Genomic DNA, 24530 nt, shown 5'->3' with positions numbered 1-24530 from the left:
CGCAAAAGGCGGATTTTCGTCGAATTCGAGTGAAGTTTGGTTTCCCCTTTACTAACAGGGGAGTGGCCTTACGCGGCGTTGGATGCCGCCGGCTGCGTCAGGAGAGCGTGCAGCGCCGCCGCATCGCGCGTGGCGCGAAGCTTGGCCGCCGTCTGCGGATCGCGCAGCACGCGGGCAACGCGCGCCAGAGCTTTCAGATGATCGGCGCCGGCCGCTTCCGGAGCGAGCAGCAGGAAAACGAGATCGACCGGCTCCGAGTCGAGCGCATCGAAATCGATCGGGCGTTCAAGGCGCGCGAACAGGCCGAACAGGCGGCCGATCTTCGGCAGCTTGCCGTGCGGAATGGCGATGCCATTGCCCACCCCGGTAGAGCCGAGGCGTTCGCGCTGCAGGAGGGTCTCGAAAATTTCGCGCTCCGGCAATCCCGCGAGCGCCGCCGCTTTTTCGGCGAGCTCCTGGATGGCCTGCTTCTTCGAGTTCACCTTGAGCGTCGGAAGGACTGCGTCGGGCGCCAGTAGATCACTCAACATGAGGACGACTCATTTGCTGTTCCGGCTAGCCGGAGCCCAAGCGAAATAGGGCAGCGGATTATAGAGGTCACGTCCTTCGGAAGCCCCCTGCGCCCGGTAGCCTGTGACCGCCAGCCGCAGCCAAAGACCTACGAGTGAGGCTGCGGGAAGTCAATGTAAACCGGACAAGGGCTGGGGAAGGCGGGCTTAGGGGCCCCGTTTCAGAGAGGGGTAACCTTTTCCCGCCGCCTCTGGACCGAGGAGGCTATCCCCATGGCCTCCCGGTATTTGGCAACCGTGCGGCGGGCGATATCGACGCCTGAATCCCTAAGAGCCTGAACGATCGCATCGTCCGACAGGACGTCGGAGGCCTGTTCCGCATCGATCATTTCCTTGATGCGGTGGCGCACGGCTTCGGCCGAATGCGCCTCGGCGCGGCCGGTAGAGGCAATTGCGGCTGTAAAGAAGTATTTCATTTCAAAAGTGCCGCGCGGCGTCGCGATATATTTGTTGGCGGTGACGCGGCTCACCGTCGATTCGTGCATCGAAATAGCATCCGCCACGGCGCGCAGATTCATCGGCCGCAGAAAATGGACGCCGTGTGTAAGAAACGCGTCCTGCTGGCGGACGATTTCCGAAGATACTTTGAGAATGGTGCGCGCGCGCTGTTCGAGGCTGCGCGTCAGCCAGTTCGCCGTTTGCAGACATTCGGCGAGGAAGGCTTTCTCGCCCTGATTCTTGGCCGTGCGAGAGACCTTGGCGTAATAACTTTGATTGACGAGGACGCGCGGCAGCGTCTCGGCGTTCAGCTCGATGAACCATGTGCCGTCCGGCGCCGCGCGCACGATGACATCGGGAATGACCGATTGTACGGGCGAGCCGCCGAAGGCAAGGCCGGGCTTGGGCGTCAGCTGACGGATCTCGGCGATCATGTCGACGAGATCCTCGCCGTCGACGCCGCACAGCTTTTTCAGCTGCTGTAGATCGCGCTTTGCCAAAAGGTCGAGGTTTTTCACCAGAGCCTGCATGGCCGGGTCGAAACGGTTGCGATCGCGCAGCTGGATCGACAGGCATTCTTCCAGCGAGCGCGCGCCGACACCCGGCGGGTCCATCGCATGGATCATTTTCAGAACGGCTTCCGCCTGCGGCAGCGGAATGGCGAGGCGCTCGGCGATTTCGCTGAGAGGCTCGGTGAGGTAGCCGGTGTCGTCGATGCAATCGATGATGCTGCGGCCGATAAAGCGCTGCGCGGTGTCGGAGGTCGCGAGCGAAAGCTGCGCTTCAAGATGGTCGTGCAGGCCGAGATCGGAACTCGCAAACGCCTCGAGCGAGCTTTCGCCTTCGCCATCGCCGCCGGAACCGACGCCCGACCAGGCCGAGGCCGTATAGGTTTCGCCGCCGCCCATCGCCATCGGCGCTTCGTCCTGGAAAACATTGCCGAGATCGGTGTCCATCCGCTCTTCGATGTCGGCACGGCTTTCGGGGAGGCGGGTTTCCATCCAATCGCCGTCGCGCGCCTCGCCCGTCTCGATGACCGGGCTATCGGGGCCGTCGGCGGTCTCGGGTTCGGCCGGGCCGGCATCGCCCTCGGCACGTTCCAGAAGCGGGTTCTGCTCGATTTCGGTCGCGATATAGGCCTGGAGATCAAGGCTCGACAGCTGCAGGAGCTTGATTGCCTGCATCAGCTGCGGGGTCATAACCAGAGACTGGCTTTGCCGCAGGAGGAGCTTTGGGGACAAGGACATGACGGGAAACTAGCACGCTTTGAAGAAACTGGGACGATTCTTGCATGATAGCCATCCCGGCGCCGATTACAGCCGGAATTCCTGACCTAGGTAAAGGCGCCGCACGTCCGGGTTTTCGACGATCTCTTCCGGCGTCCCGTGCATAAGTACCCGTCCGGAATGAATAATATAGGCCCGATCGACGAGACTTAAGGTCTCGCGGACGTTGTGGTCAGTGATCAATACACCGATATTTCGCTGCGTCAGATAGCCCACGAGTATCCGGATGTCGTTGACCGCGATCGGATCGACGCCGGCAAAGGGCTCGTCGAGGAGCATGAAATCGGGATTTGAGGCGAGCGCCCGGGCGATCTCAACACGCCGACGCTCGCCGCCCGACAGAGCGATGGCGGGAGACTTCCGGAGCCGGCGGAGGCCGAATTCCTCGATCAGCTTGTCGAGGCTTGCCGCCCGCTTCTTGCCGTCCGGCTCGACGATTTCGAGCACGGCCTTGATGTTCTCCTCGACCGTGAGGCCGCGGAAGATCGAGGCCTCCTGCGGCAGATAGCCGATGCCGAGCCGGGCACGGCGATACATCGGAAGATCGGTGACGTCCTGGCCGTTGAGCTCGATGCGGCCGCCATCGGCCGAGACGAGGCCGGTGACCATATAAAAGGTCGTCGTCTTGCCGGCGCCGTTCGGTCCGAGAATGCCGACGGACTCGCCGCGTTTGACCGCAACGCTGACGCCCTGAACGACGGTGCGGCCGCCATAGCTTTTGACGAGACCATGCGCGACAAGCCAGCCCGCGCCGGCCATTGGCGGCTTGCCCTGCGCGCCGCGGGGCAGTTTCGATTTGCGGCTCTTCCAGAACATCATGTTCATGCCGCGCCGCTCATTGCGTCGGTGCGATCCGCTGCGGCGCGGGCGCCGTTCCCGGCGCCCCCGGCTTCGGCGCGGTTTTGCCGAAAGTGCCTTGAACGCGTCCGCTCTTGCTCTCGACGCGCGATGTCTGCGTCGTCAGGTCGACATGCAGAACATCGCCTTTCAGAATATTCGGGCCCTGCGTGACGACGACATCGCCGATCAGCTGCGCGGTGTTCGACGCCATATTGAAAACGCCGCGATTGCCGGTCGCTTTCTGTTCGCCCGAGGTCACAATCACATTGCCGTCGGCTTCCAGCCGCTTGATCTGGCGACCTGTAACGACATCGCCTTGCGGCGCGGCTTTCTGCGCCTGCTCGTCGCCGCCGCCCTTCTCATAAAAAATCGTCAGCTTGTTGGCGCGGAGCTTCGAGGCGCCCTGCACGACGACGACATTGCCGGCAAACGTCGCGGTCTGTTCGAGTTCCTGCACATCGAGGCGGTCGGCTTCGATATTGACCGGCTGCTCGCCGCGGCCACTGAAGCCTTCGAACGCCGAGGTGACGCCTTCCTGCGCGAGCACGGGCGCGCTCACGAGAAGGGCTGCGAGAAGAGAAAGTAAAATGCGGTTCACGGCGTACCTGTCGGATTCGTACGAATAACAGGCTCTTTCGGATCGGGCTTCAGAACCATGCCTACACGGCCGGTGAAGATGACCTGCTCACCTTTGGCGAAGAGCTGCATATTGTTGGCGACGAGATCGGCCTGTTTGAATTTGATCGTCACCGGCTGGTTCGAGACGATTTCGCCTTTGGCGAAATCGATCGTGCCCTGCGTGAAGCGGGCGCGCTCGCCGAGATCGGTGTTGATTTCGATTTGGTTGAAGAGGTCGAGAGTCTGCGTCGTATTGTTCATATGGCCCGATTGCGCCGCAAGCCGGGCCCATCCGTCGATGCGCAGGCCCATGCGTCCTTCGAGTTCGAACAGATCGACCTCGTTGGGCTTTTCCATGTTCTGTTCGGCGCGCGCGGCGGTAATTTCATAGCCGCGGTTCTTCGCCGTGTCGGCGGTTTCCCCATAACCGGTGATGCGCGGGCGCTGCATGACGATGCGCGAGCCCGACACACCGACGCTTTCGGCATCGACCTGAACGGCAAGCTGAACGCGCGGGTCGAGCACCATGGAGGTGACGACGGCACCCACGAGAAAAAGCGCGGTTGCCGGGAAAAGCACGCGCAGCACACGCACGACCCATGTGTGGCGCACGGCTGCGCGCATCGCCGCAACACGTTGCTGCGCGGTTCGCTGGGTGAAATGTCCGTCGGCGGTGTCTGTCATCGCCACGCGAAATCAAACCTCCGTTCCGCCGGGCCGGCGGAAGTTACGAATGCGCGAAGATGTCGTCTTCGGCAAAGCCCGTCAGATCGAGCGCCGAGCGGATCGGCAGGAAGGCATAGCAAGCCTCCGCCAGCGCGCCGCGGCCTTCGCGGATAAGAAGAGCTTCGAGCTGGGTCTTCAGGGCGTGCAGATACAGCACGTCCGATGCGGCGTAAGCGAGCTGGCTGTCGGTCAGGCTGTCGGCGCCCCAATCCGAACTCTGCTGCTGTTTGGAGATTTCAACGCCGAGCAATTCGCGCACGAGATCTTTCAGGCCGTGGCGGTCGGTATAGGTGCGCACCAGCTTGGACGCGATCTTCGTGCACCAGACAGGTTCCGGCATGACGCCGAAGGTCTTGAATAGGACGGCGAGATCGAAGCGAGCGAAATGGAAGAGCTTCAGCACCGACCGGTCGCGGAACAGCGCTTCGAGATTGGGCGCGCGGGTCTGTCCCGGCAGTATCTGGACGAGATCGGCGGTGCCGTCGCCCGAGGAAATCTGTACGAGGCAGAGGCGGTCGCGGTGGGGATTGAGCCCCAGGGTTTCCGTATCGATGGCGACCGCACCCTTGAAGGTGAGGCCGTCGGGAAGATCGCCGCGATGGAGCCGAAAGGTCATGAATCTCTTGCCGGTTTCGCCAGGCAGAGTGCCCGGACGAGTGCCCAATTAGGTGGACGTCCGGGGTAACACTGGCAAGGGTGATGCGGCAAGTCAGGGGATGAAGCGGAGCTCCATCCCCTAAATCGTTAACTCAAAGGTCCGGACTTAAAGGCCGGGCCTAGTACCAGCCCCAGATCCAGATCGGGACGCGCCGGCAGATGCGACGGCCATAGCGCCAGTAACAATTGCGGCGCCAGTGACGATAACGCCGGCGCCGGCGGCGATGGTGGCCTCCGCCATGATGATGTCGCGGAAAATAGCGGCCGCTGGGCGGTGGCCTGCGGCGGTTATTGTTCCCGCTTCCGCTGGAGACGGCATATTGCTCGCCTTCCTCGACCGGGGTCTCGGCGACCTCCCATTCCGGCATGTCGTCCGGGCGCGGCGGCCGGAGATCCGCAAGCGGATCGGCGACCGCAGCGCCGGCCTGTCGGGGCAGGGCGGCGGCGAAAGCGGCAGTGCCGGCAGCGCCGATGAGGCCAGTCAGAAAAAGGCGTCTATCCATCACACATCCCATACATTTTTGGTGCGAAAGCCACAGCGTGGCGGTGTCAAATTAAGGAGACGGCACCTCGGCGCCGTCTCCCAAAATCGTCAGTTCATCACTCCGGGGTTAGTACCAGCCCCAGATAAAATACGGGGCGCGCCGGCAGATGCGGCGGCCATAACGCCACCAGCAGCGGCGGCGCCAGCGGCGATAACGGCGGCGGCGGCGTCTGCGGTGGTGGTGCGGATGGCCGTGATGCCAGGCATATTGTTCGCCTTCATCCACGGGTGCTTCCGCCACTTCCCATTCCGGCATGTCGTCGGGGCGTGGGGGCCGGAGGTCTTCGAGAGGATCGCCAGTCGCGGCGCCGGCCGGGTTGGGCAGGGCGGCCGCAAGAGCGGCTGTGCCTGCTACGCCGAGTAGTCCGGTCAGAAATAGACGTCTGTCCATTGCGGGCCTCATGCGCGTTTTTTGGGCAGAGTCCTAACCGCTTTGGGGAGGGCCCGGTTCCGCTCTATTCCGACTTTCGGATGATTAAATCTGTTTTGTGATCTGAAACGGCCCGCCTTGCCGGATCGCCGCTTCATCCATAGCTAAGCCGCTCAGCCGGGTTCCCGGCTCTCTCCCGTCAAGCGGTTCCGCCCTTGCAACCCATTCTTTCAGTTTCCGGTCTTCAGAAGACCTATGCGAGCGGCTTTCAGGCGCTGAAGGGCATCGATCTCGATATCCGCCGCGGCGAAATCTTCGCGCTGCTCGGACCGAACGGCGCCGGCAAGTCGACGCTGATCAATATCATTTGCGGCGTCGTCAATCCGTCGGCCGGCACGATCACCGCCGACGGGCACGACATCATCTCTGACTACAGAGCCGCGCGGAAAAAGATCGGCCTTGTGCCGCAGGAGCTGACGACGGATGCGTTCGAAACCGTCTGGGCGACGGTGAGTTTTTCCCGCGGTCTGTTCGGCAAGCCGCGCAACGACGCGCATATCGAAAAAATCCTGAAACAGCTGTCGCTCTGGGAAAAGAAAGATCAGAAAATCATGACGCTGTCGGGCGGCATGAAGCGGCGCGTGATGATTGCCAAGGCCTTGTCGCACGAGCCGGACATTCTCTTTCTCGACGAGCCGAGCGCCGGCGTCGATGTCGAGCTAAGGCGCGACATGTGGGAGGTCGTGCGCGCGCTGCGCGAAGGCGGCGTCACCGTGATCCTGACGACCCATTACATCCAGGAAGCCGAAGAGATGGCTGACCGGATCGGCGTCATCAATCACGGCGAGATCATTCTTGTCGAAGAAAAAGCCGCGCTGATGAAAAAGCTCGGCAAGAAGCAGCTGACGCTGCAACTGCACGATCCGATCGCCGCGGTGCCCGATCAGCTTTCCGGTTTTCCTCTTGAGCGTACGGAGGACGGCCAGACGCTCGTCTACACATTCGACAGCAGCAAGGAGCAGGCGAACATCGCCGAGCTTTTAAAGCGCGTCGATGAAGCGGGCATCACCGTTACCGATCTGCAGACCCGCCAGTCCTCGCTTGAGGAAATTTTCGTCGATCTCGTGAGGCGCAAATGAACATCTACGCCATCCGCGCGATCTATAAATTCGAGATGGCGCGCGCCTTCCGCACGCTCTGGCAGTCCATCGTCTCGCCGGTGATTTCGACCTCGCTCTATTTCGTCGTCTTCGGCGCCGCCATCGGCGCGCATATGGCGGAGATGGGCGGCGTTGCCTATGGCGCGTTCATCGTGCCCGGCCTCATCATGCTGACGCTGCTGACGACCTCAATTTCGAACGCCAGCTTCGGTATCTATTTCCCGAAATTCACCGGCACGATTTACGAAATTCTCTCGGCGCCGGTCTCGGCCTTTGAGATCGTCGCGGGCTATGTCGGCGCAGCGGCGACGAAATCGATCATCATCGGACTGATCACGCTCGCGACTGCCTGGGCGTTCGTCGATTTTTCGATCGAGCATCCGCTGGTGATGATCCTCTTCCTCGTTCTGACCTCGATCACCTTCGCGCTGTTCGGCTTCGTCATCGGCGTGTGGGCCGACGGCTTCGAGAAGCTGCAATTCATTCCGCTGCTTGTGGTAACGCCTTTGACATTCCTCGGCGGCAGTTTCTATTCGATCGACATGCTGCCCCCCTTCTGGCGGGCGGTCAGCCTGTTCAACCCCGTCGTCTATCTGATCAACGGTTTCCGCTGGAGCTTCTTCGGCACGTCCGATGTCCATGTCGGCATCAGCCTTGCGATGACGGGCGTGTTCCTCGCCATCTGCATCGGCTTCGTCACCTGGATCTTCCGCACCGGCTACCGGCTGAAGAACTAAACTTCCGCGTCCGTCAGCGCGGTGTCGAGGCCGCGCTTTTTCAAGAGAGCTTCGGGCGACGGATCGTGGCCGCGGAAAGCGCGATAGGCCTCGTGCGGATCCTGCCTGCCACCCGCGGCATAGATGAAGTCGCGCAGCTTTTTCGCGGTCTCCTTGTCGAAGATGTCGCCCTTTTCCTTGAAGGCCGCGAACGCATCCGCATCGAGCACTTCCGACCAGAGATATGAATAGTAACCGGCCGAATATCCGCCGGAGAAGATGTGCTGAAAATGCGGCGTCCTGTGCCGCATGGTGATCTCCTTCGGCATGCCGATGCGCGCGAGCACATCCTTCTCGAACCGGATCGGGTCGAGGCCCTTCGCATCCTTCAGCAGATGAAACTCAAGGTCGACCAGCGCGGAGGATGTGTATTCGACTGTCGCAAAGCCCTGTGAGAAGCGCCGTGCGGCGAGAAGCTTGTCGAGCAGGGATTCCGGAATGGGTTTGCCCGTCGCCGCATGCACCGCAAAGCGGCGCAGAACTTCCGGTTCTTCGAGCCAGTGTTCGTAAAGCTGCGATGGCAGTTCGACGAAATCGCGCGCGACGCTCGTGCCGGAAATCAGCGGATAGGTCACGTCCGAGAGGAGGCCGTGCAGGCCATGGCCGAATTCATGGAAGAGCGTGCGTGCATCGTCCATGGTCAGAAGCGCCGGCTTGCCTTCCGGCGGCTTCGAGAAGTTCATCACATTGACGATGATGGGGCGGATATCGGCGCGCAGCTTTTCCTGGCTGCGGAAGGCCGACATCCAGGCGCCGGAATGCTTGGAGGACCGTGCAAAATAATCGCCGAGGAAAATGCCGATATGTTTCCCGGATGCGTCTTTGACTTCCCAGGTGCGGACATCCGGATGATAGATCGGGATGTCCGTGCGCTCGCTGAAGGTGAGACCGAACAGGCGCGTTGCGCAATCGAACGCCGCTTCGATCATGAGGTCGAGCTGGAAATAGGGCTTCACTTCCTCATCGTCGATGGAAAAGCGCGCGGCGCGGACCTTCTCGGTATAAAAGCGCCAGTCCCAGGGTGCGATCTCGATATTGTCGCCGCGTTCGGCGGCGAGCGTCTGAAGATCGGTCAGTTCCTGATGCGCCCGCGCTTTGGCGGGTATCCAGACCTTTTCGAGCAAAGAGCGCACGGCGTCCGGCGTTTTCGCCATGACATCGTCGAGCTTGAAATGCGCGAAGGTCTCAAAGCCCAGAAGCTTTGCGCGTTCGGCGCGCAGCTCAATCATCTCGGCGACCAGCGGACGGTTATCGCTGCCGCCCGCATGTTCGCCGCGCGCGGTCCAGGCCGCAAAGGCCTTTTCGCGCAGATCGCGCCGCGTCGAATTCTGCAGGAAGGGATCAATCGAAGAGCGCGACAGCGTGATCACATGCTTGCCGGGAAGATCGCGGTCCTCCGCGGCCTTTGCCGCGGCTTCGATATCCGCCTCGGTCAGGCCCGCAAGGTCCTCGGGGGCCTCCAGCACGAGCTTCCATTCGCGTTCGTCGGCCAGAACGTTCTGGCCGAACTGGGTGGACAGCGTTGCAAGACGTTCGTTGATGTCGCCGAGGCGCGTTTTCTTCGCGTCGGGCAGGCCGCCGCCCGAGCGCACGAAGTTTGTGTAATAGCGCTCCAGCACGCGCTTTTGTTCGGGCGTCAGCTGCAGCGTCTCGCGCGCATCGTAGACGGCTTTGACACGCTGGAAGAGTTTTTCATTGAGCGAGATCGCGCTGAAATGGCGCGCGATGACCGGCGCAAGCTCGCGCTCGATCTCCTCGATGGCATCGCTCGTATGGGAGCCGGCGAGATTGTCGAACACGCCGGATACCCGTTCGAGCAGCGTGCCGCCTTTTTCCATGGCCTCGATCGTATTGGCAAAACTCGGCGCCTCGCTTGAACCTGCGATGGCATCGATCTCCTTCACATGCTCCGCGAGCGCCGCCTCATAGGCAGGGCGGTAATGCTCAGATTTGATCTGTTCAAAAGGCGGCGTCCCAAAAGGGGCAGTCCAAGCGGAAAGAAGGGGGTTGGTCTGATCTTGCATCGGAACTCCGGGGGATTTCCCCTCATATAATGCCTCGGGATAGTTTGACATGCCTCCGGGGCGGTTTAGCCTCGCCGCCAACTAAGTTTTCCGGGAGGCGGTTATGGCCAAAAGCGCAAAAGCAAAAGCGGCGAAAAAGTCGACGGGTGCATCGGTGGCGGCGCCCGCCCTTGTCGCGCTCATTGTCGGCCTCTTCTTCATGTGGGGCGGGGCCACCAGCCTCAACGACATTCTGATCCCCAAACTCAAGGCGCTGTTCTCGCTCACTTATGCGGAAGTGATGCTGACGCAGTTTGCCTTCTTCATGGCCTATCTCTTCGTCTCCATCCCCGCGGGTACACTGATCGCGCGCATCGGCTATCTGAAGGGCCTTGTCGCGGGGCTTGTTGTCATGGCAGCGGGCGCGCTGCTGTTCTGGCCGGCCGCCAATTCCGGCTTTTACTGGCCGTTGCTCGTTGCGCTCTTCGTGCTTGCCGGCGGCATCACCATTTTGCAGGTCGCGGCCAATCCGCTGATTGCGGGTCTCGGCGATCCGAACACCGCGAGCTCACGTCTCACCTTTGCGCAGGCCTTCAACTCGCTTGGCACGACGATCTGGCCGTTTATCGGCGCCCAGCTTCTGCTCGGCACCGCCGCCGCCATCGATCCCGCGACTGTTCCGGCCGATCAGCTTCCGGCGCTCCGCGCGGCGGAAGGGCAGGTCATCGGCACGATCTATGTCGCAATTGCTGCTGTGCTGCTCATCATCGCCGCGATCTTCTGGTGGCAGCGCAACGCGGTGCCGAGCGCAAAGCCGGATGAATACGGCTTCTGGGATTCGATCAATCTTCTGAAGCGTCCGCGCGTTCTCTTCGGCTGCATCGGCATTTTCACTTATGTCGGCGCGGAAGTGTCGATCGGCAGCGTCATGGTCAACTATCTCGAACAGCCGGCGGTGCTCGGCGTCTCCGCGCAGACGGCGGGCGAACTCATTGCCTTCTACTGGGGCGGCGCGATGGTCGGCCGCTTCGTCGGTTCGTATCTCCTGCGCGTTGTCGCGCCCGGCCTTCTGCTGGCGATCTTCGCCTGCGGTGCAGCCGCGCTCGTTCTGATCTCGATGGCGACGACCGGTCATATTTCCGGTTACGCGCTGATCGGTGTCGGCCTTTGCAATTCGATCATGTTCCCGACCATCTTCTCGCTCGGCCTCGACGGTCTCGGCGAAAAGACGCCGGAAGGCTCAGGCCTGCTCTGCATGGCGATTGTCGGCGGCGCCATCGTGCCGCTCATCACCGGCACCGTCGCCGATGCTTCGACAATTGCCGCGGCGCTCATCGTTCCGGTGATCTGCTACGGCGTCATCGCGGCATTCGGGCTTTACGCCAAGACGCATGCGGTGAGGTGAGGGGCGAAATCTCGGACGGCAACATTGTCCTTATCTATGGCAGGACGCGCGGAAGGACTTTGGAGACTGAGACCGACTAGGCAGGACGGTCGCGCTTCTTCTTCCACTTCTTCTTTTTGGCGTTGTCCTTCACCGCGGCGTCTTTGCGCGGCGGTCGATGATCGCCGTCGGGCCGCTGTCGCTTACCCGGTTTGCGATGCGGAGCATGAGAAGGCGCCGGGGCAGACGCGCTTTTATCTGCGAGCGGCTGGATATCTATATCGCCGTCGGACTTGCGGACGGCGTGCGCAAAGCGCGCGGCAGCGGCGGCGGATACTTCAAACTTCGTTTCGCGGTCGAAGATGCGGATGGCGCCGATGTCCTGGCGGGTGACATTGCCGCGGCGGCAGATCAATGGCAGCAGCCATTTCGGATCGGCATTGTCGCGACGTCCGATCGCCATATGAAACCAAGCGCTGCCCGCGAAGGCCTCGCGCGACGGGCGTGTGTCCTGTGCCCCGCCGCGTTCGTTCGGGCCATTTTCGTTCGGGCCGCGATCGCGCATTTCACGCTTGTTGCGCGCTTCGCCGGGATCGAAGACCTCTTCCGGAGAGGGCAGATGCGAGCGCCATACGCGCACAAGCGCTGAGGCGATTTGTTCGGGCGTGCGCGCGGCGAGAAGGGCCGCAGCCATTTCCGCGTCGTCCTCAGTGGCTTCCTCGAGCAGAAGCGGATCGCGCAACAGGCGTTCCTGATCGAGCTTGGCGATTTCTTCGATCGTGGGCGGACCGCTCCACACCGGCTGAACACGCGCCGCAGCCAGAAGACTTTCGGCCTTGCGGCGGCGCGATAGCGGCACAAGCAGGACACTGGTGCCTTTGCGTCCCGCGCGTCCCGTGCGACCGCTGCGATGCTGCAGCACTTCCGGGTCGTTCGGAAGTTCGGCGTGAATGACAAGTCCAAGACTTGGCAAATCGATGCCGCGCGCCGCGACATCGGTCGCGACGCAGACCCGGGCGCGGCCATCGCGCAACGCTTGCAGCGCGTGATTGCGCTCGTTCTGGCTCAGCTCGCCGGAGAGCGCGACGACCGAAAATCCGCGCTCGGACAAGGTCGCTTGCAGATGGCGAACGGCGTTGCGCGTGTTGCAGAAGATGAGGGTGCCGGGCGCATCGAAATAGCGCAGCAGATTGACGACGGCGTGGTCGGTCTCATTGGGAACGATGCGTACCGCGCGGTACTCGATATCGGCGTGTCCGCTATCGCTGCCGCGTACTTCGATGCGGGCGGCATCCCGCTGGTAGCGGCGCGCCATGGCGGCGATAGCGCGCGGCATGGTGGCGGAGAACAGCAGCGTGCGGCGCTCACCCGGCGTCGTGTCGAGTATGAATTCGAGATCTTCGCGAAAACCGAGGTCGAGCATTTCGTCCGCTTCGTCGAGAACGACCGCTTTTAGCCTCGAAACGTCAAGGCCGCCGCGTTCGATATGGTCGCGAAGGCGGCCCGGTGTACCGACAACAATATGAACGCCCGCCTGCAGCTTGCGGCGTTCCGATTTCGGATCCATGCCGCCGACGCAGGAAACGACGCGTGCACCCGCAGGACGATACAACCATTCGATCTCGCGCTGAACCTGAAGCGCCAATTCACGCGTCGGCGCAACGATGAGGGCGAGGGGTTCGGCGGCGGGCTCCAGCCGTTCGGCCGGGCCGAGTAACGTCTCACCCAAAGCCAGGCCGTAGGCCACCGTCTTGCCGGAACCGGTTTGGGCCGAAACCAGAAGATCGCGGCCCGCCGCGTCTTCGGTCAGCACCGCCGTCTGAACCGCAGTCGCCTCGGTGTAGCTGCGCTCTGCAAGCGCGCGGGCAAGGGATGGATGGAGGGTGGTAAACACGGTGCGCTTGTCTCGATGCGAAAGCCGGCCGAGGAAACGCGCGCGCTGCTCTGGTGCGCAGAGCCGGCGATCACCGATCAGCTTTTAGAAAAGTGGTGCCCAGGAAAGGACTCGAACCTTCACGACCGTGAAGCCGCCAGCACCTGAAGCTGGTGCGTCTACCAATTCCGCCACCTGGGCACGGGCGCCGTCATAGAGGGCCCAGCCCCTGCGGTCAACGGCGCGCTGGACGTGTTGAAAGCCTTGCCTTAGTTAGGCGCCTCCAGCCTGTTTTGAAGAGGTCGAAAATGGCTCCCGTCGGTGTCTCGGACCGGATCGTCACCGTGTTCGGAGGCTCAGGCTTTGTCGGCCGCCATGTCATCCGCGCCCTGGCAGCCCAGGGCTGGCGCGTTCGCAATGCCTGCCGCCGTCCCGATCTCGCCTTCCACCTGCAGCCGCTCGGCTCGGTCGGGCAGATTGTCTCGGTCCAGGCCAATGTGCGCAACACGCCGTCCGTCGAAGCGGCGGTCGAGGGGGCCGACGCCGTCATAAACCTTGTCGCCATCGCTTATGAGAGCGGGCGCCAGACTTTTCACGATGTGCATGTCGGCGGTGCGGCCCGCGTGGCCGAGGCCGCAAAGGCCGCCGGGGTCAAAACCCTCGTGCAGATGTCGGCGCTCGGCATCAGCGCCGAATCGAAATCGGTCTACGCCAGGACCAAGGTCGAGGGGGAGGCTGCGGTTCTGAAAGCGTTCCCGGATGCGGTCATTCTGCGCCCGTCCGTTATCTTCGGACCTGAGGACCGGTTCCTCAATCGTTTTGCGGCGCTTGCCCGCCTGTCGCCGGTTCTGCCGCTGATCGGCGGCGGTGCAACGAAATTCCAGCCGATCTTTGTCGGCGATGTCGCCGATGCGGTGGCGGCTGTTCTCGGCGGCCGGGCGAAGGCCGGCGGCACGTATGAACTCGGCGGGCCGGATGTGCAGAGTTTCCGCGAGATCATGGAGTACATACTCGAAGTGACCGGTCGCAAGCGCCTGCTCGTGCCGCTGCCGTTCCCGATTGCCGCGCTGCAGGCGCAGTTCCTGCAGCTTCTGCCGAAACCGCTTCTGACGGCCGATCAGGTCGAACTCCTGAAGGGCGACAGCGTCGTCTCGCAGACTGCGGCGAAGAACGGGTTTGTGCTGGAAAATCTCGGCGTGCGCAGCACGGCGATGGATACGGTTGTGCCTAGCTATCTCTACCGCTTCCGCAAGGCCGGCCAGTTCACGGACATGCACGCGACGTAAGTTTTTTGATTTTGGTGAACCCTCGCTACAGCGAGGTTCATCTGCTGCGTCGCCGTTAGCCCACCAGCGCAAGTCCGATCAGGCCCGCACCGCCGACCAGGATGCGCCACCAGCCGAACAGCGCAAAGCCGCGCGCCGACACATAATCGAGCACCGTGCGCACGACGATCACCGCGGTGATGAAAGCGGCGATGAAGCCGATGGCGGTGATGGCGAGATCGTCCACCGAGAGCACGTCGCGGTTTTTGTAAAGATCGAGCGCGAACGCGCCGGCCATGGTCGGCATTGCCAGGAAGAACGAAAATTCCGCCGCCGCGCGCTTGCTGGCGCCGAGGAGAAGCGCGCCCGCAATCGTCGAGCCCGAACGCGAGACGCCGGGAATGAGCGCAAGGCACTGGAAGAGGCCGATGATAAAATAGGTCGAGAGCGGAAACTTCGTCGCGTCATCAAAGCGGATGTTGATCTGCATGCGGTCGACGACGAGCAGCGCAAAGCCGCCGACGATCAGTGCGATGCACACGACCAGCGGCGTCTCGAATAGAACCGTCTTGATGAAATCATGCGCCAGCGCGCCGAGCACGGCCGCGGGCAGGAAGGCGAGGAGGACGCCGAGCACAAAGCGCCGCGCGGAAGGATCCGTCGGCAGCGCCGTCGCGATATTCCACAGCCGGCCGGCGTAGACGGTCAGGATCGCAAGGATCGCGCCGAGCTGGATCAGGACTTCGAATGTCTTGCCGGTCGATTCGAAACCGAGGAAATGACCGAGCAGAAGAATATGGCCGGTCGAAGAGACGGGGATGAATTCGGTCGCTCCCTCGACTACGCCCAGAATGAGAGCGTCGAGTATCCGCAACAGATCCATAGGTAGTCCCCCGACTGGCCCCGAATCTGTTGCCGGGGCCGGGTCGGGGTTCTATACGGGGGCGCGCCTGTGCGCCACTCATACGGCGCATCCCACCTATACCGGCGGAAGTCATCAGGCCGTCTTATGGCTATTCTGTATCATCACCCCTTCTGCCCGTTCTCGCGCTTTGTCCGTCTCGTGCTCGCCGAGATGGGGCTTGAGGCCGATCTGATCGAGGAAAAAGTGTGGGAACGCCGCGAAGGCTTCCTCACGCTCAATCCGGCCGGGACGACGCCGGTGCTCGCCGACGAACAAATTGCCGCCGTTCCGGGCTCCATCATCATTGCCGAATGGCTCGACGAGACGCGGGGCGAAAGCCTCGGTGACCGCAGACTTCTGCCCCAAAGCGCATCTAAACGGGTCGAGGTGCGGCGCCTGATGTCGTGGTTTGCGGAAAAATTCGCCGAAGAAGTTTCGGTGCCGCTGGTGCAGGAGAAAATCTACAAGCGCTTCATGCCTTCGACGTCGGGCGGCGGCGCGCCGGATCCGGCGCTGATCCGCGCCGCGAAGAACAATGTGAAATATCACCTGCAATATATCGGCTATCTCATCCGCCAGCGGAAATGGCTCGCAGGCGATGCGATGACCTATGCCGATCTCATGGCGGCGGCGCATATTTCCGTCGTCGACTATCTCGGCGATATTCCGTGGACCGAAGACGAGACGGCGCGCGAATGGTATGCGCGCGTCAAATCGCGGCCGAGTTTCCGCACGCTGATCGCCGACCGCGTCATCGGCATGCCGCCATCGGCCGCCTATGCAGACCTCGACTTCTGACACCCATCCCTTTCTGCTCGTGCTCGGCATGGGCTACAGCGCGCAGCGCTTCGTCGAACTTTACGGCGAGCGTTTTGCGCGCATAGCCGGAACCGCGCGCAGCCTCGACAAGCTTGCGGCGCGGAAGACACGCCGTGTCGAGTCGCTGCTGTTTGACGGCGCGGCCCAGCCGGAACTGCTTAAGGCGGCGCGCGAGGCGAGCCACGTCCTTGTGTCCATACCGCCGGACGAACGGGGCGATGCGGCGCTAAGCGCGCTCGGCGGCATTTTCAAGAACAGCGAGAATCTGCGCTGGATCGGCTATCTGTCGACGACGGCGGTCTATGGCGATCGCGGCGGCGCGTGGACGCATGAAGATACGCCGGTGATGCCGCAAAGCGCGCGCGCCAAACGGCGCGCCGAAGCCGAGACCGCCTGGCGCGATCTCGCGCAGCCGGGACGCGCTGTTCATGTGTTCCGCCTGTCGGGCATTTACGGGCCGGGGCGCAATGCGCTGGTCGATCTCAAAAAGGGCGAAGCGCGGCGGCTGACGAAGATCGGCCAGGTGTTCAACCGCATCCATGTCGACGATATCGCCGCCGTGCTGGCCGCGGCCATCGACCATCCGCAAGCTGGGCCGGTCTTTAACGTCGCGGACGATGAGCCGGCGCCGAGTTCGGATGTCGTCACCTTCGCCGCAGGGCTTCTCGGTGTCTTCCCGCCGCCGATGATGCGGGTCGAAGAGGCCAATCTGTCGGACATGGCGAAAAGCTTCTGGTCCGAAAACAAGCGCATCGCGCCCACCCGCATCAAGGAAGAGCTCGGGCTTCACTTCCAGTTCCCGACCTATCGGGAAGGGCTTCGCGCACTCTTCGTCTCCGGCGAGGGCCGCTGAGAACCTGAGAGCCTGTCGGGACGTTGGTTCCTCAAGGGAGGAAAACATGTCTCAAAGGGTCAAGGGTGCGGTCCAGCAGGCCCGCGGCAGTGTGAAGGCGGCGACCGGCCGCCTGACCGGCAATACACGTCTCGAACTCGAAGGCCATGCCGACCGTCTGGTCGGGGCACTGCGCCGGGCGGCAGGCAGGCTGCGTAGCCGATTGAACAAGCTGCGATAATCCGGGCGCAGGAAAACTCATCCAGCGGCCGACATTTTTTCGGACCCTGGCGGAACCTCGTTTACCGAGACGAGTTATCCCTTCAAGACCAAGGCCACGGCGACTTCTCAGCCCCCCAGCCCCCCAGCCCCTCGCCGAGGCGGGTCTTCTAAGCCGGACAGCCCTCAAAGCTGTCCGGCTTTTTTATTGCCGTTCACCGAAGAGTTTGACGGGCGGGAACCGGGAATTCCCCAGCGGTGTTGAGTCCGGACCTTGCGTCTTGGAGGAAGCCAGTATGGCGCCGCGTGCATCCTGGAAGGGCTATCTGAAACTGTCTCTCGTCTCCTGTTCGGTGGCCCTGTTCCCGGCCTCGAATGCTTCGGAGCGCATCTCCTTCAACACGCTGAACCGGGAAACTGGAAACCGGCTGAAGCAGCAGATGATCGATTCCGAGACGGAGGAAGTCGTCGAGCGCGACGACCGGGTGAAGGGCTATGAATTCGCCAAGGGCAATTATGTGATCGTCGAGAACGAAGACCTGGAGAAGGTCCAGCTTGAATCGACCCACACGATCGACATCCAGCAATTCGTGCCCGAGGACGAGATCGACCAGGTCTATCTCGACGGCTCGCATTATCTCGCGCCGGACGACAAGGTCGCTCAGGAAGCCTTTGCCGTCATCCGCGAGGCGATGAAGAGAAAGAAGGTCGTCGGCATCGCGACCCTCGTCCTCAATCGCCGCGAGCGCATCGTCGCGCTTTTCCCGCGGGGGAAGGGCATTCTCGTGACGACCGTGAACTACAAATACGAAGTGCGCGACGACGAAGCGTATTTCGAGGATATTCCGAACGTGAAAATCCCCGGCGAGATGCTGGAACTCGCCGAGCACATCATCGACAAGAAAAAGGGCAAGTTTGATCCCGGCAAATTCGAGGACCGCTACGAGAACGCCCTGATCGAACTCCTGAAGGCCAAGCAGCAGGGCCGCGAGATCAAGGTTCCGAAAGAGGCAAAGCCCTCGAACGTCATCAATCTCATGGACGCGCTGCGCCGCTCCATCGATGGCGAGCGCGGCGGCAAAGCGGCGAAATCCACAAGCGGCAAATCTTCGGGTGAAGTTCGCCGTCCCGCCGCCAAGAGCAAAACCCGCAGCACGAAAAAGACTGTTGCCAAAAAGCCAGCCAAGCGCCGCGCTGCAGGCTAGCGGCAAAAAAGGTTTAGATTTGTTAACCATTCTTGCCGCACACTTTTCGTGGCGGACGTGATTCGTGTTTCACCCGCGTCCGCAGTGGGTGGGGATGTTAGACCTCGACCGCGCATCGGTTTTTGTCCTTGGCCGCGTCCACGGTCTGACGCGGCAGCAGCTCGGTGCAGCCGTCAGCCGCGCCGGCGCCCATCTTCAAACCCGTCTTAAAAAACGCGTGACCCTCGTTGCCGTCGGCAGCGGCACGGCGCATGCGCTGCTCACCGGCTCGCGCATGATCCATGTGCTTGAGCGCATGCCCGATCACGCGGCGCTGATCAGCGAATTGTCTCTCCAGCGCAGCCTCGGCCTCGCCCCGCCGCCGGTCGAGGAAGAACGCTGGATGACGATCGAGGACGTGGCGCGTCTCTCGGGTCTCGATGAGGAATTCCTGTTCTGGCTCGCGCTGTTCGATGTGATCGAACCGGTCGAAGAATTTTACGGTTATCGAGATCTTGTATCGGCCAAGGAAGCCGCGCGGCTGATGCGCGAAGGCTGCGATTTTGCAGCACTTGTGACGGCGGCCGTCGCACTCCGACGTGAAGGCACACGGCTCAGCGAAGTACGTCTGACGGTGGGGCCCGACGGCGCGGTCGGCCGCAATATCGAGGGCGTCGTCGCCCGGCTTGATGGCCAGTTCGCTCTGCCTTTCGAGGCGCTGCCCGAACGGATCGACGATATTGTCGAATGCGCCGAAGAGGCGGAAATGCTCGGCGATCTCGAAGCCGCCGAACGTCTCTACGATCTCGCGATGAAAATGGATCGCGACGATCCGATCACGCCGTTTAATCTCGGAAATGTGCTGGATGCGCAGGGGCGGCATGCCGAAGCTCGCATCCTGTGGCGCAAGGCGATTGCCCGCGCCCCGCATTTCCCCGAAGCCTGGTTCAACCTCGCGGTGGCCGAAGAGGATGGCGGCCGCAAGGACGAAGCCATCACCTGTTACTGCAAGGCGCTGGAGATCGCCGGCAATTATGCCGACGCGGCCTATAATCTTGCTCTCTTGCTCCAGAGCCTCGACCGCTTTGCCGACGCGCTTCCGGTTTGGGAGCATTTTATCGGCCTCGAACCGGGGACGCCCGCCGCCGATACGGCCCGCAAAAGGGCGATCGAATGCCGGTTCCGCATGCGCGGCCTCAGCATAGCCGAATAGCCATACCCTTTACGGGAACGAGTTTCGCGCCGACGAATTGATCAGGCGTGCCGAAGCTCCTCGACGCCTACCGCAAGAAGCGCGATTTCTCGAAGACGCCCGAACCCGCCCCCAAAGCCGGGAAGGCGAAAGGATTCGCTTTCGTTGTCCAAAAGCACGATGCGACGCGGCTTCATTACGATTTCCGGATCGAACTCGACGGCGTGATGAAGAGCTGGGCGGTGACGCGCGGGCCGAGCCTTGTGCCGACCGACAAGCGGCTTGCCGTCCAGACCGAAGACCACCCCATCGCCTACAATTCCTTCGAGGGCATCATCCCCAAGGATCAGTATGGCGGCGGCACGGTGATGATCTGGGATCGCGGCACGTGGCAGCCGGAAGGCGATCCGCACAAAGGCCTGAAGAAGGGCCATCTGGAATTTTCGCTGCACGGCGAAAAACTATCCGGCCGCTGGCATCTTGTGCGCATGAAGAAAAAGGCGCGGGAGAAGGCCGAGCCCTGGCTTCTGATCAAATCCGACGACGAAGCGGCGCGGACGGCAAGAGACAAGGACATTCTGAAAGAGCTGGACCGCTCCGTCGTCTCCGGCCGCACTATCCCGGAAATTGCGGCGAAAAAGGAACGCGTCTGGAAATCCAAGCGCGGCGACAGCGTGAATTCGACGGAGGAGAAAAAGCCGAAAACCGCAAAATCGAAAACGGCGAAAAAATCCGAGGCCCTCATCGTCCATACCGGGAAGAAGGCAAAGCTTCCCGACTTTGTTGAGCCGCAGTTGGCAACGCTCGTCGCCAAAGCGCGCTCGGGCGAAAACTGGCTGCACGAAGTGAAGTTCGACGGCTATCGCCTGCAGGCGCGGCTGAAGAACGGCAAGGTGAAACTCCTCACGCGCAACGGGCTCGACTGGTCGCACAGATTCCCGAACATCTGTGCCGGTATCAAAACGCTTCCCGTCGGCGAAGCGCTGATCGATGGCGAAGCTGTGGTCGAAGACGAGACGGGCGCCTCAAGTTTCTCGGCCTTGCAGCAGGATCTCGGCGGACGCGGCGGCAAGCTCGTCGCCGGAAAAGCCATCTACTATGCTTTTGATCTTCTGCATCTTAACGAGCACGATCTGAGAGCACTGCCGCTGCTTGAACGCAAAACGGCTCTGCAGGCGCTCGTTGAACATGCGCCGGCGGATAAGCTCCGCTTTTCCGAACATTTCGCAACCGAAGGCGATGCGATGCTCGAGCATGCCTGCCGTCTCGGACTTGAGGGCATTATCTCCAAGCGTGCCGACGCGCCCTATAAATCAGGACGTAACGACAACTGGCTGAAGGTCAAATGCACGCAAAGCTCGGAATTTGTGATCGGCGGCTATGTGCCGTCGACCGTCTCCGCCGGCATGATCGGCTCGCTGGTGATGGGATACTATGAAAAGGGCAAACTCGTTTATGCCGGACGCGTCGGCACCGGCTATACGCAGAAGATCGCGCGCAATCTGAAAAAGGCGATGGACAAGGTGAAGGCCGATGCCTCGTCTTTCGCGGAAAAGCTGTCGGCGGACGAGCGGCGCGGCGTGATCTGGGTGAAGCCTAAGCTCGTTGCCGAAGTTGAATTTCGCGGCTGGACGCAGGATGGGTCTTTGCGCCACGCTAGTTTCAAAGGCCTGCGCGAGGATAAGGATCCGAAAAGCGCGGTGCGTGAGGTGCCGAAAGACATGCCCGAGCCGAAAGCCAAGGCAAAGATGGCGCAGATAAAGAAAGGCGTCGCGGTCGCGGGCGTCAATCTCAGTCACCCCGAGCGCGTGCTGTGGGATGATGAAGGTGTCACCAAACAAGGGCTTGCCGAATTTTACGCCGAGATCGCCGACTGGATTTTGCCGCATCTTGTCGACCGTCCGCTGTCTCTGGTGCGCTGCCCGTCGGGCGCGAGCGCGAAATGCTTTTTCCAGAAACATGCCTGGGCCGGGCTCGGACCGGGCATTCGCGAAATCGACGTGCCGGGCGATGACGAGAAAATGCTCGCGATCAAAGATATCAGCGGGCTGATCTCGCTGGTGCAGGCGGGCGTGCTCGAAATTCATCCCTGGGGCTCGAAACAGCCGAAACTGACCATGCCGGACCGGCTGATTTTCGATCTCGATCCGGGAGACGGCGTCGCATGGTCCGGCGTCGTTGCCGCCGCGCGCGACGTGCGCGAGCGCATGAACGAACTCGGTCTCGAAAGCTTTGTGAAAACGACCGGCGGCAAGGGGCTGCATGTCGTCGTGCCGCTGAAGCCGGATGTGGCATGGGACGAAGCGAAAGCGTTTACCAAAGTCTTTGCCGAGCAGATGGCCGGCGACAGCCCCGAGCTCTATGTCTCCACCATGTCAAAGAAGATCCGCAAAGGACGGGTCTTTGTCGACTATCTCAGGAACGGGCAGGGGGCGACGGCGGTTGCCGCCTATTCGACACGGGCGCGGCCGGGCGCGCCGGTCGCCACCCCCTCGACTGGGAGGAATTGGGGCCCGATATGAAGGGAGAGCATTTCAACGTGACAAATCTGGCTCGCCGCTTGCAACATCTTGGCCGCGACCCCTGGGCCGAGGTCTTCAAGACCCGGCAATCGCTGAAGCCGCTTCTCGGCAAAAGCCGCCGGAAAGTACGCTGAGATAACGTAGGTTAACGGACAACACGCTGTATGGCATCGAGCGGACCTTCGGATTGGACAAAGGCGTTGAGCAATACGGCTCGCTCCATCGCCTCGAGCCTCAGACCCCCGTCCTCCATGCATCGCCTCAGCGAAGGCGCCCCCAATCCGCTCGGCGCGGTCTGGGACGGCAAGGGCGTCAACTTCGCTTTGTTCTCGGAACACGCGACCGCCGTTGAGCTGTGCCTGTTCGATCCCGGCGCGGAGCGCGAAAGCGTGCGCATCGCGATGCCGAACCGCACCGATAATGTATGGCACATCCACGTTGAAGGGCTGACGCCGGGCCAGCTTTACGGCTATCGCGTGCATGGTCCTTACGATCCGGCGCACGGCCACAGATTCAATCCGCACAAACTGCTGGTCGATCCCTATGCGCGGCTTCTGTCAGGCAAATTGCGCTGGCACGATTCGATGTGGGGCTATCGCATCGGCTCGCAGCGGGGCGATCTGACGATGGACCGGCGCGACAGCGCGCGCTTCATGCCGAAATGTGTCGTCGAAGAGCCGGCTCATTATTGGGGCGAAGACAGAAAGCCGAACGTGCCGTGGCGCGATACGGTGATTTATGAGGCGCATGTCAAAGGCCTCACCGAACTTCAGCCGGACGTGCCGAAAAGCTGGCGCGGCACGTACACGGCGCTTGGCCATCCGAAAGTCATCGAGCATCTGAAAAAGATCGGTGTGACAACGCTCGAACTCCTGCCGATCCAGGCTTTCGTCGACGATCGCTTCCTCGTGGAGAAGAATCTCAAAAACTATTGGGGTTACTCGACTCTCGCTTATTTCGCGCCCGAGCCGCGCTATCTCGGCGATGCCGGCGTCAACGGTTTCAAGGGCGCGATCCGCGCGCTGCACGATGCGGGCATCGAAGTCGTTCTCGACGTTGTCTACAATCACACCTGTGAAGGCTCATCGCTCGGCCCGACGCTTTCCTTCCGCGGCATCGACAATGCCGTCTATTACAAGCTTTCGCCGGAAAACCCACGCCATTCCTGGGACTCGACCGGCACCGGCAATACGCTCGACGTGTCGCATCCGCGCGTGCTGCAGATGGTGATGGATTCGCTCCGCCATTGGGTCGAGAACTATCACATCGACGGCTTCCGTTTCGATCTTGCGACGACGCTTGCGCGCGATCCGTTCGAATATGACGCGCGGTCCGGATTCCTCCAGGCCGTCGCGCAGGATCCCGTTCTGTCGAAGACAAAGCTGATTGCCGAGCCCTGGGATGTCGGTTCGGGCGGCTATCGCGTCGGTAATTTCCCGCCGGGCTGGAGCGAATGGAACGATCAGTTCCGCGATACGGTGCGCGGCTATTGGCGTGGCGATGAGGATCAGTTGCCCGCGCTCGGACGCGTATTGACGGGATCGCGGGAAACCTACGAACCGAGCGGGCGCCATCCCTGGGCGTCGATCAACTTCGTCACCTCGCATGACGGCTTCACGCTGCAGGATCTCGTCTCCTACAACGAACGCCATAACGAGCCGAACGGCGAAGACAACAAAGACGGCCACAGCCACAATATCAGCTGGAACTGCGGCACCGAGGGCGCGACGGACGACCCGGAAATCACCGCGCTGCGCGCACGGCAGAAGCGAAATTTCTTCGCGACGTTGATGTTCGCGCAAGGCGTTCCGATGATGACCGCGGGCGATGAGATGTCGCGCACGCAGGACGGCAACAACAATGCCTATTGCCAGGACAATGAAATCAGCTGGCTCAAATGGCGCGACAGCGACGACCCGGATCCTTCGCTCGAGACGTTCGTGAAGAACGTGACCGAGCTGCGGGCACGCTACGATGCGTTCCGACGCAAGAGTTTCATGACCGGCGCGCTTGTCGGCGGCACCGGCTTGAAAGACATTTACTGGATCGATCCGGTCGGCCGCGAAATGACGCCGGAAGACTGGAGCGCCGGACGCCGCACGATCGGCATGCAGTTCGGCAATGATGCGCCGGACGGGCACCGCTTCCTGCTTCTGATGAATGCCTGGCACGAAGCGGTGCCGTTCAAACTGCCGGAAAAATTCCCGAGCCGCCGCTGGGCGTCGATCATCGACACAGGGCTCGCCGAGGGCCTGGTGAAAGAGTATCCCGCTATGTTCGGACCGGGCGAGATGTTCGAAATTCCGCCGCGCACGCTTGTCCTCTTCAGGCATGAAGGTTAGGGCAGGG

22 protein-coding genes and 1 tRNA gene are annotated in these 24530 nt (G+C 61.9%); 11 read left to right on the top strand and 12 right to left on the bottom strand.

Going from position 1 to position 24530, the window contains the following annotated elements; all coding sequences use genetic code 11:
• Window positions 1-68 precede the first annotated feature (68 nt).
• From ptsN to IZ6_RS14115, 8 genes are all read right to left on the bottom strand, one after another.
• Window positions 69-530, bottom strand: coding sequence for a PTS IIA-like nitrogen regulatory protein PtsN (ptsN, locus tag IZ6_RS14150; protein WP_222875682.1), 462 nt, complete (start codon window positions 528-530; stop codon window positions 69-71).
• Between the two features lie 200 nt (window positions 531-730).
• The gene (gene rpoN, locus IZ6_RS14145) at window positions 731-2254 is read right to left on the bottom strand and encodes an RNA polymerase factor sigma-54 (protein WP_222875681.1); all 1524 of its coding nucleotides are present in this window, start codon (window positions 2252-2254) and stop codon (window positions 731-733) included.
• 66 nt (window positions 2255-2320) lie between these two features.
• A complete protein-coding gene (gene lptB, locus IZ6_RS14140; protein WP_222875680.1) occupies window positions 2321-3118 on the bottom strand; it encodes an LPS export ABC transporter ATP-binding protein in 798 nt (265 codons plus the stop codon).
• 10 nt (window positions 3119-3128) lie between these two features.
• A complete protein-coding gene (gene lptA, locus IZ6_RS14135; protein WP_222875679.1) occupies window positions 3129-3731 on the bottom strand; it encodes a lipopolysaccharide transport periplasmic protein LptA in 603 nt (200 codons plus the stop codon).
• Window positions 3728-4441 (bottom strand): hypothetical protein, encoded by a 714-nt coding sequence (locus IZ6_RS14130; RefSeq protein WP_222875678.1) that lies wholly within the window; start codon window positions 4439-4441, stop codon window positions 3728-3730. Before IZ6_RS14130 ends, lptA begins: the two co-directional genes overlap by 4 nt.
• Before the next feature lie 37 nt (window positions 4442-4478).
• A complete protein-coding gene (locus IZ6_RS14125; RefSeq protein ID WP_222875677.1) occupies window positions 4479-5093 on the bottom strand; it encodes a ribonuclease D in 615 nt (204 codons plus the stop codon).
• A gap of 160 nt (window positions 5094-5253) precedes the next feature.
• Window positions 5254-5637, bottom strand: coding sequence for a hypothetical protein (locus IZ6_RS14120; protein WP_222875676.1), 384 nt, complete (start codon window positions 5635-5637; stop codon window positions 5254-5256).
• A gap of 108 nt (window positions 5638-5745) precedes the next feature.
• The gene (locus IZ6_RS14115) at window positions 5746-6069 is read right to left on the bottom strand and encodes a protamine-2 (modular protein) (protein ID WP_222875675.1); all 324 of its coding nucleotides are present in this window, start codon (window positions 6067-6069) and stop codon (window positions 5746-5748) included.
• A 194-nt stretch (window positions 6070-6263) separates the two neighbouring features.
• On the opposite strand from IZ6_RS14115, the gene IZ6_RS14110 reads away from it, so the two are divergent.
• Entirely contained in the window at window positions 6264-7187 is a 924-nt protein-coding gene (locus IZ6_RS14110) for an ABC transporter ATP-binding protein (RefSeq protein ID WP_222875674.1), read from the top strand.
• Complete coding sequence (locus IZ6_RS14105) at window positions 7184-7945, top strand: ABC transporter permease (protein WP_222875673.1); 762 nt, start codon at window positions 7184-7186, stop codon at window positions 7943-7945. Before IZ6_RS14110 ends, IZ6_RS14105 begins: the two co-directional genes overlap by 4 nt.
• Here IZ6_RS14105 and IZ6_RS14100 read toward each other — a convergent pair.
• Entirely contained in the window at window positions 7942-10008 is a 2067-nt protein-coding gene (locus IZ6_RS14100) for a M3 family metallopeptidase (RefSeq protein ID WP_222875672.1), read from the bottom strand. The two genes, IZ6_RS14105 and IZ6_RS14100, sit on opposite strands and share 4 nt — an antisense overlap.
• Window positions 10009-10111: 103 nt before the next feature.
• Between IZ6_RS14100 and IZ6_RS14095 the strand changes: the two genes are divergently transcribed.
• Window positions 10112-11392, top strand: coding sequence for a sugar MFS transporter (locus IZ6_RS14095; protein ID WP_222875671.1), 1281 nt, complete (start codon window positions 10112-10114; stop codon window positions 11390-11392).
• A gap of 76 nt (window positions 11393-11468) precedes the next feature.
• Here the strand turns inward: IZ6_RS14095 and IZ6_RS14090 are convergent, their stop codons facing one another.
• Together IZ6_RS14090 and IZ6_RS14085 are read right to left on the bottom strand one after the other, a co-directional pair.
• Complete coding sequence (locus IZ6_RS14090; RefSeq protein WP_222875670.1) at window positions 11469-13265, bottom strand: DEAD/DEAH box helicase; 1797 nt, start codon at window positions 13263-13265, stop codon at window positions 11469-11471.
• Window positions 13266-13358: 93 nt separating this feature from the next.
• A tRNA-Leu gene (locus IZ6_RS14085) sits at window positions 13359-13445 on the bottom strand.
• A gap of 107 nt (window positions 13446-13552) precedes the next feature.
• Between IZ6_RS14085 and IZ6_RS14080 the strand changes: the two genes are divergently transcribed.
• Window positions 13553-14530 carry a complex I NDUFA9 subunit family protein gene (locus tag IZ6_RS14080; protein ID WP_222875669.1) on the top strand — a complete coding sequence of 326 codons (978 nt, stop codon included), beginning with the start codon at window positions 13553-13555 and terminating at the stop codon, window positions 14528-14530.
• A 55-nt stretch (window positions 14531-14585) separates the two neighbouring features.
• On the opposite strand, the gene IZ6_RS14075 is transcribed toward IZ6_RS14080, so the two are convergent.
• Window positions 14586-15392 (bottom strand): undecaprenyl-diphosphate phosphatase, encoded by an 807-nt coding sequence (locus IZ6_RS14075; protein ID WP_222875668.1) that lies wholly within the window; start codon window positions 15390-15392, stop codon window positions 14586-14588.
• 126 nt (window positions 15393-15518) lie between these two features.
• On the opposite strand from IZ6_RS14075, the gene IZ6_RS14070 reads away from it, so the two are divergent.
• The 7 genes from IZ6_RS14070 (at window position 15519) to glgX (ending at window position 24523) form a co-directional block, all read left to right on the top strand.
• Window positions 15519-16211 (top strand): glutathione S-transferase family protein, encoded by a 693-nt coding sequence (locus tag IZ6_RS14070; RefSeq protein ID WP_222875667.1) that lies wholly within the window; start codon window positions 15519-15521, stop codon window positions 16209-16211.
• Window positions 16192-17085 (top strand): SDR family oxidoreductase, encoded by an 894-nt coding sequence (locus IZ6_RS14065; protein WP_222875666.1) that lies wholly within the window; start codon window positions 16192-16194, stop codon window positions 17083-17085. The genes IZ6_RS14070 and IZ6_RS14065 overlap by 20 nt, the downstream gene beginning before the upstream one ends.
• 46 nt (window positions 17086-17131) lie before the next feature.
• Window positions 17132-17305 (top strand): CsbD family protein, encoded by a 174-nt coding sequence (locus tag IZ6_RS14060; protein WP_222875665.1) that lies wholly within the window; start codon window positions 17132-17134, stop codon window positions 17303-17305.
• A gap of 274 nt (window positions 17306-17579) precedes the next feature.
• Complete coding sequence (gene ku / locus IZ6_RS14055) at window positions 17580-18488, top strand: non-homologous end joining protein Ku (RefSeq protein WP_222875664.1); 909 nt, start codon at window positions 17580-17582, stop codon at window positions 18486-18488.
• A gap of 94 nt (window positions 18489-18582) precedes the next feature.
• Window positions 18583-19680, top strand: coding sequence for a tetratricopeptide repeat protein (locus tag IZ6_RS14050; RefSeq protein WP_222875663.1), 1098 nt, complete (start codon window positions 18583-18585; stop codon window positions 19678-19680).
• Between the two features lie 47 nt (window positions 19681-19727).
• Entirely contained in the window at window positions 19728-22181 is a 2454-nt protein-coding gene (gene ligD / locus IZ6_RS14045) for a DNA ligase D (protein ID WP_338054672.1), read from the top strand.
• Window positions 22182-22432: 251 nt separating this feature from the next.
• Window positions 22433-24523, top strand: a complete 2091-nt coding sequence (glgX, locus tag IZ6_RS14040) for a glycogen debranching protein GlgX (protein ID WP_222877644.1) — start codon at window positions 22433-22435, stop codon at window positions 24521-24523.
• Window positions 24524-24530 lie beyond the last annotated feature (7 nt).

It is taken from the genome of Terrihabitans soli (genome assembly GCF_014191545.1).
Taxonomy (GTDB): Bacteria; Pseudomonadota; Alphaproteobacteria; order Rhizobiales; family Methylopilaceae; genus Flaviflagellibacter; species Flaviflagellibacter soli.
Note: the sequence above shows the minus strand (reverse complement) of the source record. Positions and strands in the feature narration are given on the sequence as shown.

What these genes read in the sequence shown, in the direction of transcription:
- ptsN (WP_222875682.1), bottom strand. Translation starts at nt 530, where the DNA reads ATGTTGAGTGATCTACTGGCGCCCGACGCAGTCCTTCCGACGCTCAAG.
- rpoN (WP_222875681.1), bottom strand. Translation starts at nt 2,254, where the DNA reads ATGTCCTTGTCCCCAAAGCTCCTCCTGCGGCAAAGCCAGTCTCTGGTT.
- lptB (WP_222875680.1), bottom strand. Translation starts at nt 3,118, where the DNA reads ATGAACATGATGTTCTGGAAGAGCCGCAAATCGAAACTGCCCCGCGGC.
- IZ6_RS14125 (WP_222875677.1), bottom strand. Translation starts at nt 5,093, where the DNA reads ATGACCTTTCGGCTCCATCGCGGCGATCTTCCCGACGGCCTCACCTTC.
- IZ6_RS14120 (WP_222875676.1), bottom strand. Translation starts at nt 5,637, where the DNA reads ATGGATAGACGCCTTTTTCTGACTGGCCTCATCGGCGCTGCCGGCACT.
- IZ6_RS14115 (WP_222875675.1), bottom strand. Translation starts at nt 6,069, where the DNA reads ATGGACAGACGTCTATTTCTGACCGGACTACTCGGCGTAGCAGGCACA.
- IZ6_RS14105 (WP_222875673.1), top strand. Translation starts at nt 7,184, where the DNA reads ATGAACATCTACGCCATCCGCGCGATCTATAAATTCGAGATGGCGCGC.
- IZ6_RS14100 (WP_222875672.1), bottom strand. Translation starts at nt 10,008, where the DNA reads ATGCAAGATCAGACCAACCCCCTTCTTTCCGCTTGGACTGCCCCTTTT.
- IZ6_RS14095 (WP_222875671.1), top strand. Translation starts at nt 10,112, where the DNA reads ATGGCCAAAAGCGCAAAAGCAAAAGCGGCGAAAAAGTCGACGGGTGCA.
- IZ6_RS14080 (WP_222875669.1), top strand. Translation starts at nt 13,553, where the DNA reads ATGGCTCCCGTCGGTGTCTCGGACCGGATCGTCACCGTGTTCGGAGGC.
- IZ6_RS14075 (WP_222875668.1), bottom strand. Translation starts at nt 15,392, where the DNA reads ATGGATCTGTTGCGGATACTCGACGCTCTCATTCTGGGCGTAGTCGAG.
- IZ6_RS14070 (WP_222875667.1), top strand. Translation starts at nt 15,519, where the DNA reads ATGGCTATTCTGTATCATCACCCCTTCTGCCCGTTCTCGCGCTTTGTC.
- IZ6_RS14065 (WP_222875666.1), top strand. Translation starts at nt 16,192, where the DNA reads ATGCAGACCTCGACTTCTGACACCCATCCCTTTCTGCTCGTGCTCGGC.
- IZ6_RS14060 (WP_222875665.1), top strand. Translation starts at nt 17,132, where the DNA reads ATGTCTCAAAGGGTCAAGGGTGCGGTCCAGCAGGCCCGCGGCAGTGTG.
- ku (WP_222875664.1), top strand. Translation starts at nt 17,580, where the DNA reads ATGGCGCCGCGTGCATCCTGGAAGGGCTATCTGAAACTGTCTCTCGTC.
- IZ6_RS14050 (WP_222875663.1), top strand. Translation starts at nt 18,583, where the DNA reads ATGTTAGACCTCGACCGCGCATCGGTTTTTGTCCTTGGCCGCGTCCAC.
- glgX (WP_222877644.1), top strand. Translation starts at nt 22,433, where the DNA reads ATGCATCGCCTCAGCGAAGGCGCCCCCAATCCGCTCGGCGCGGTCTGG.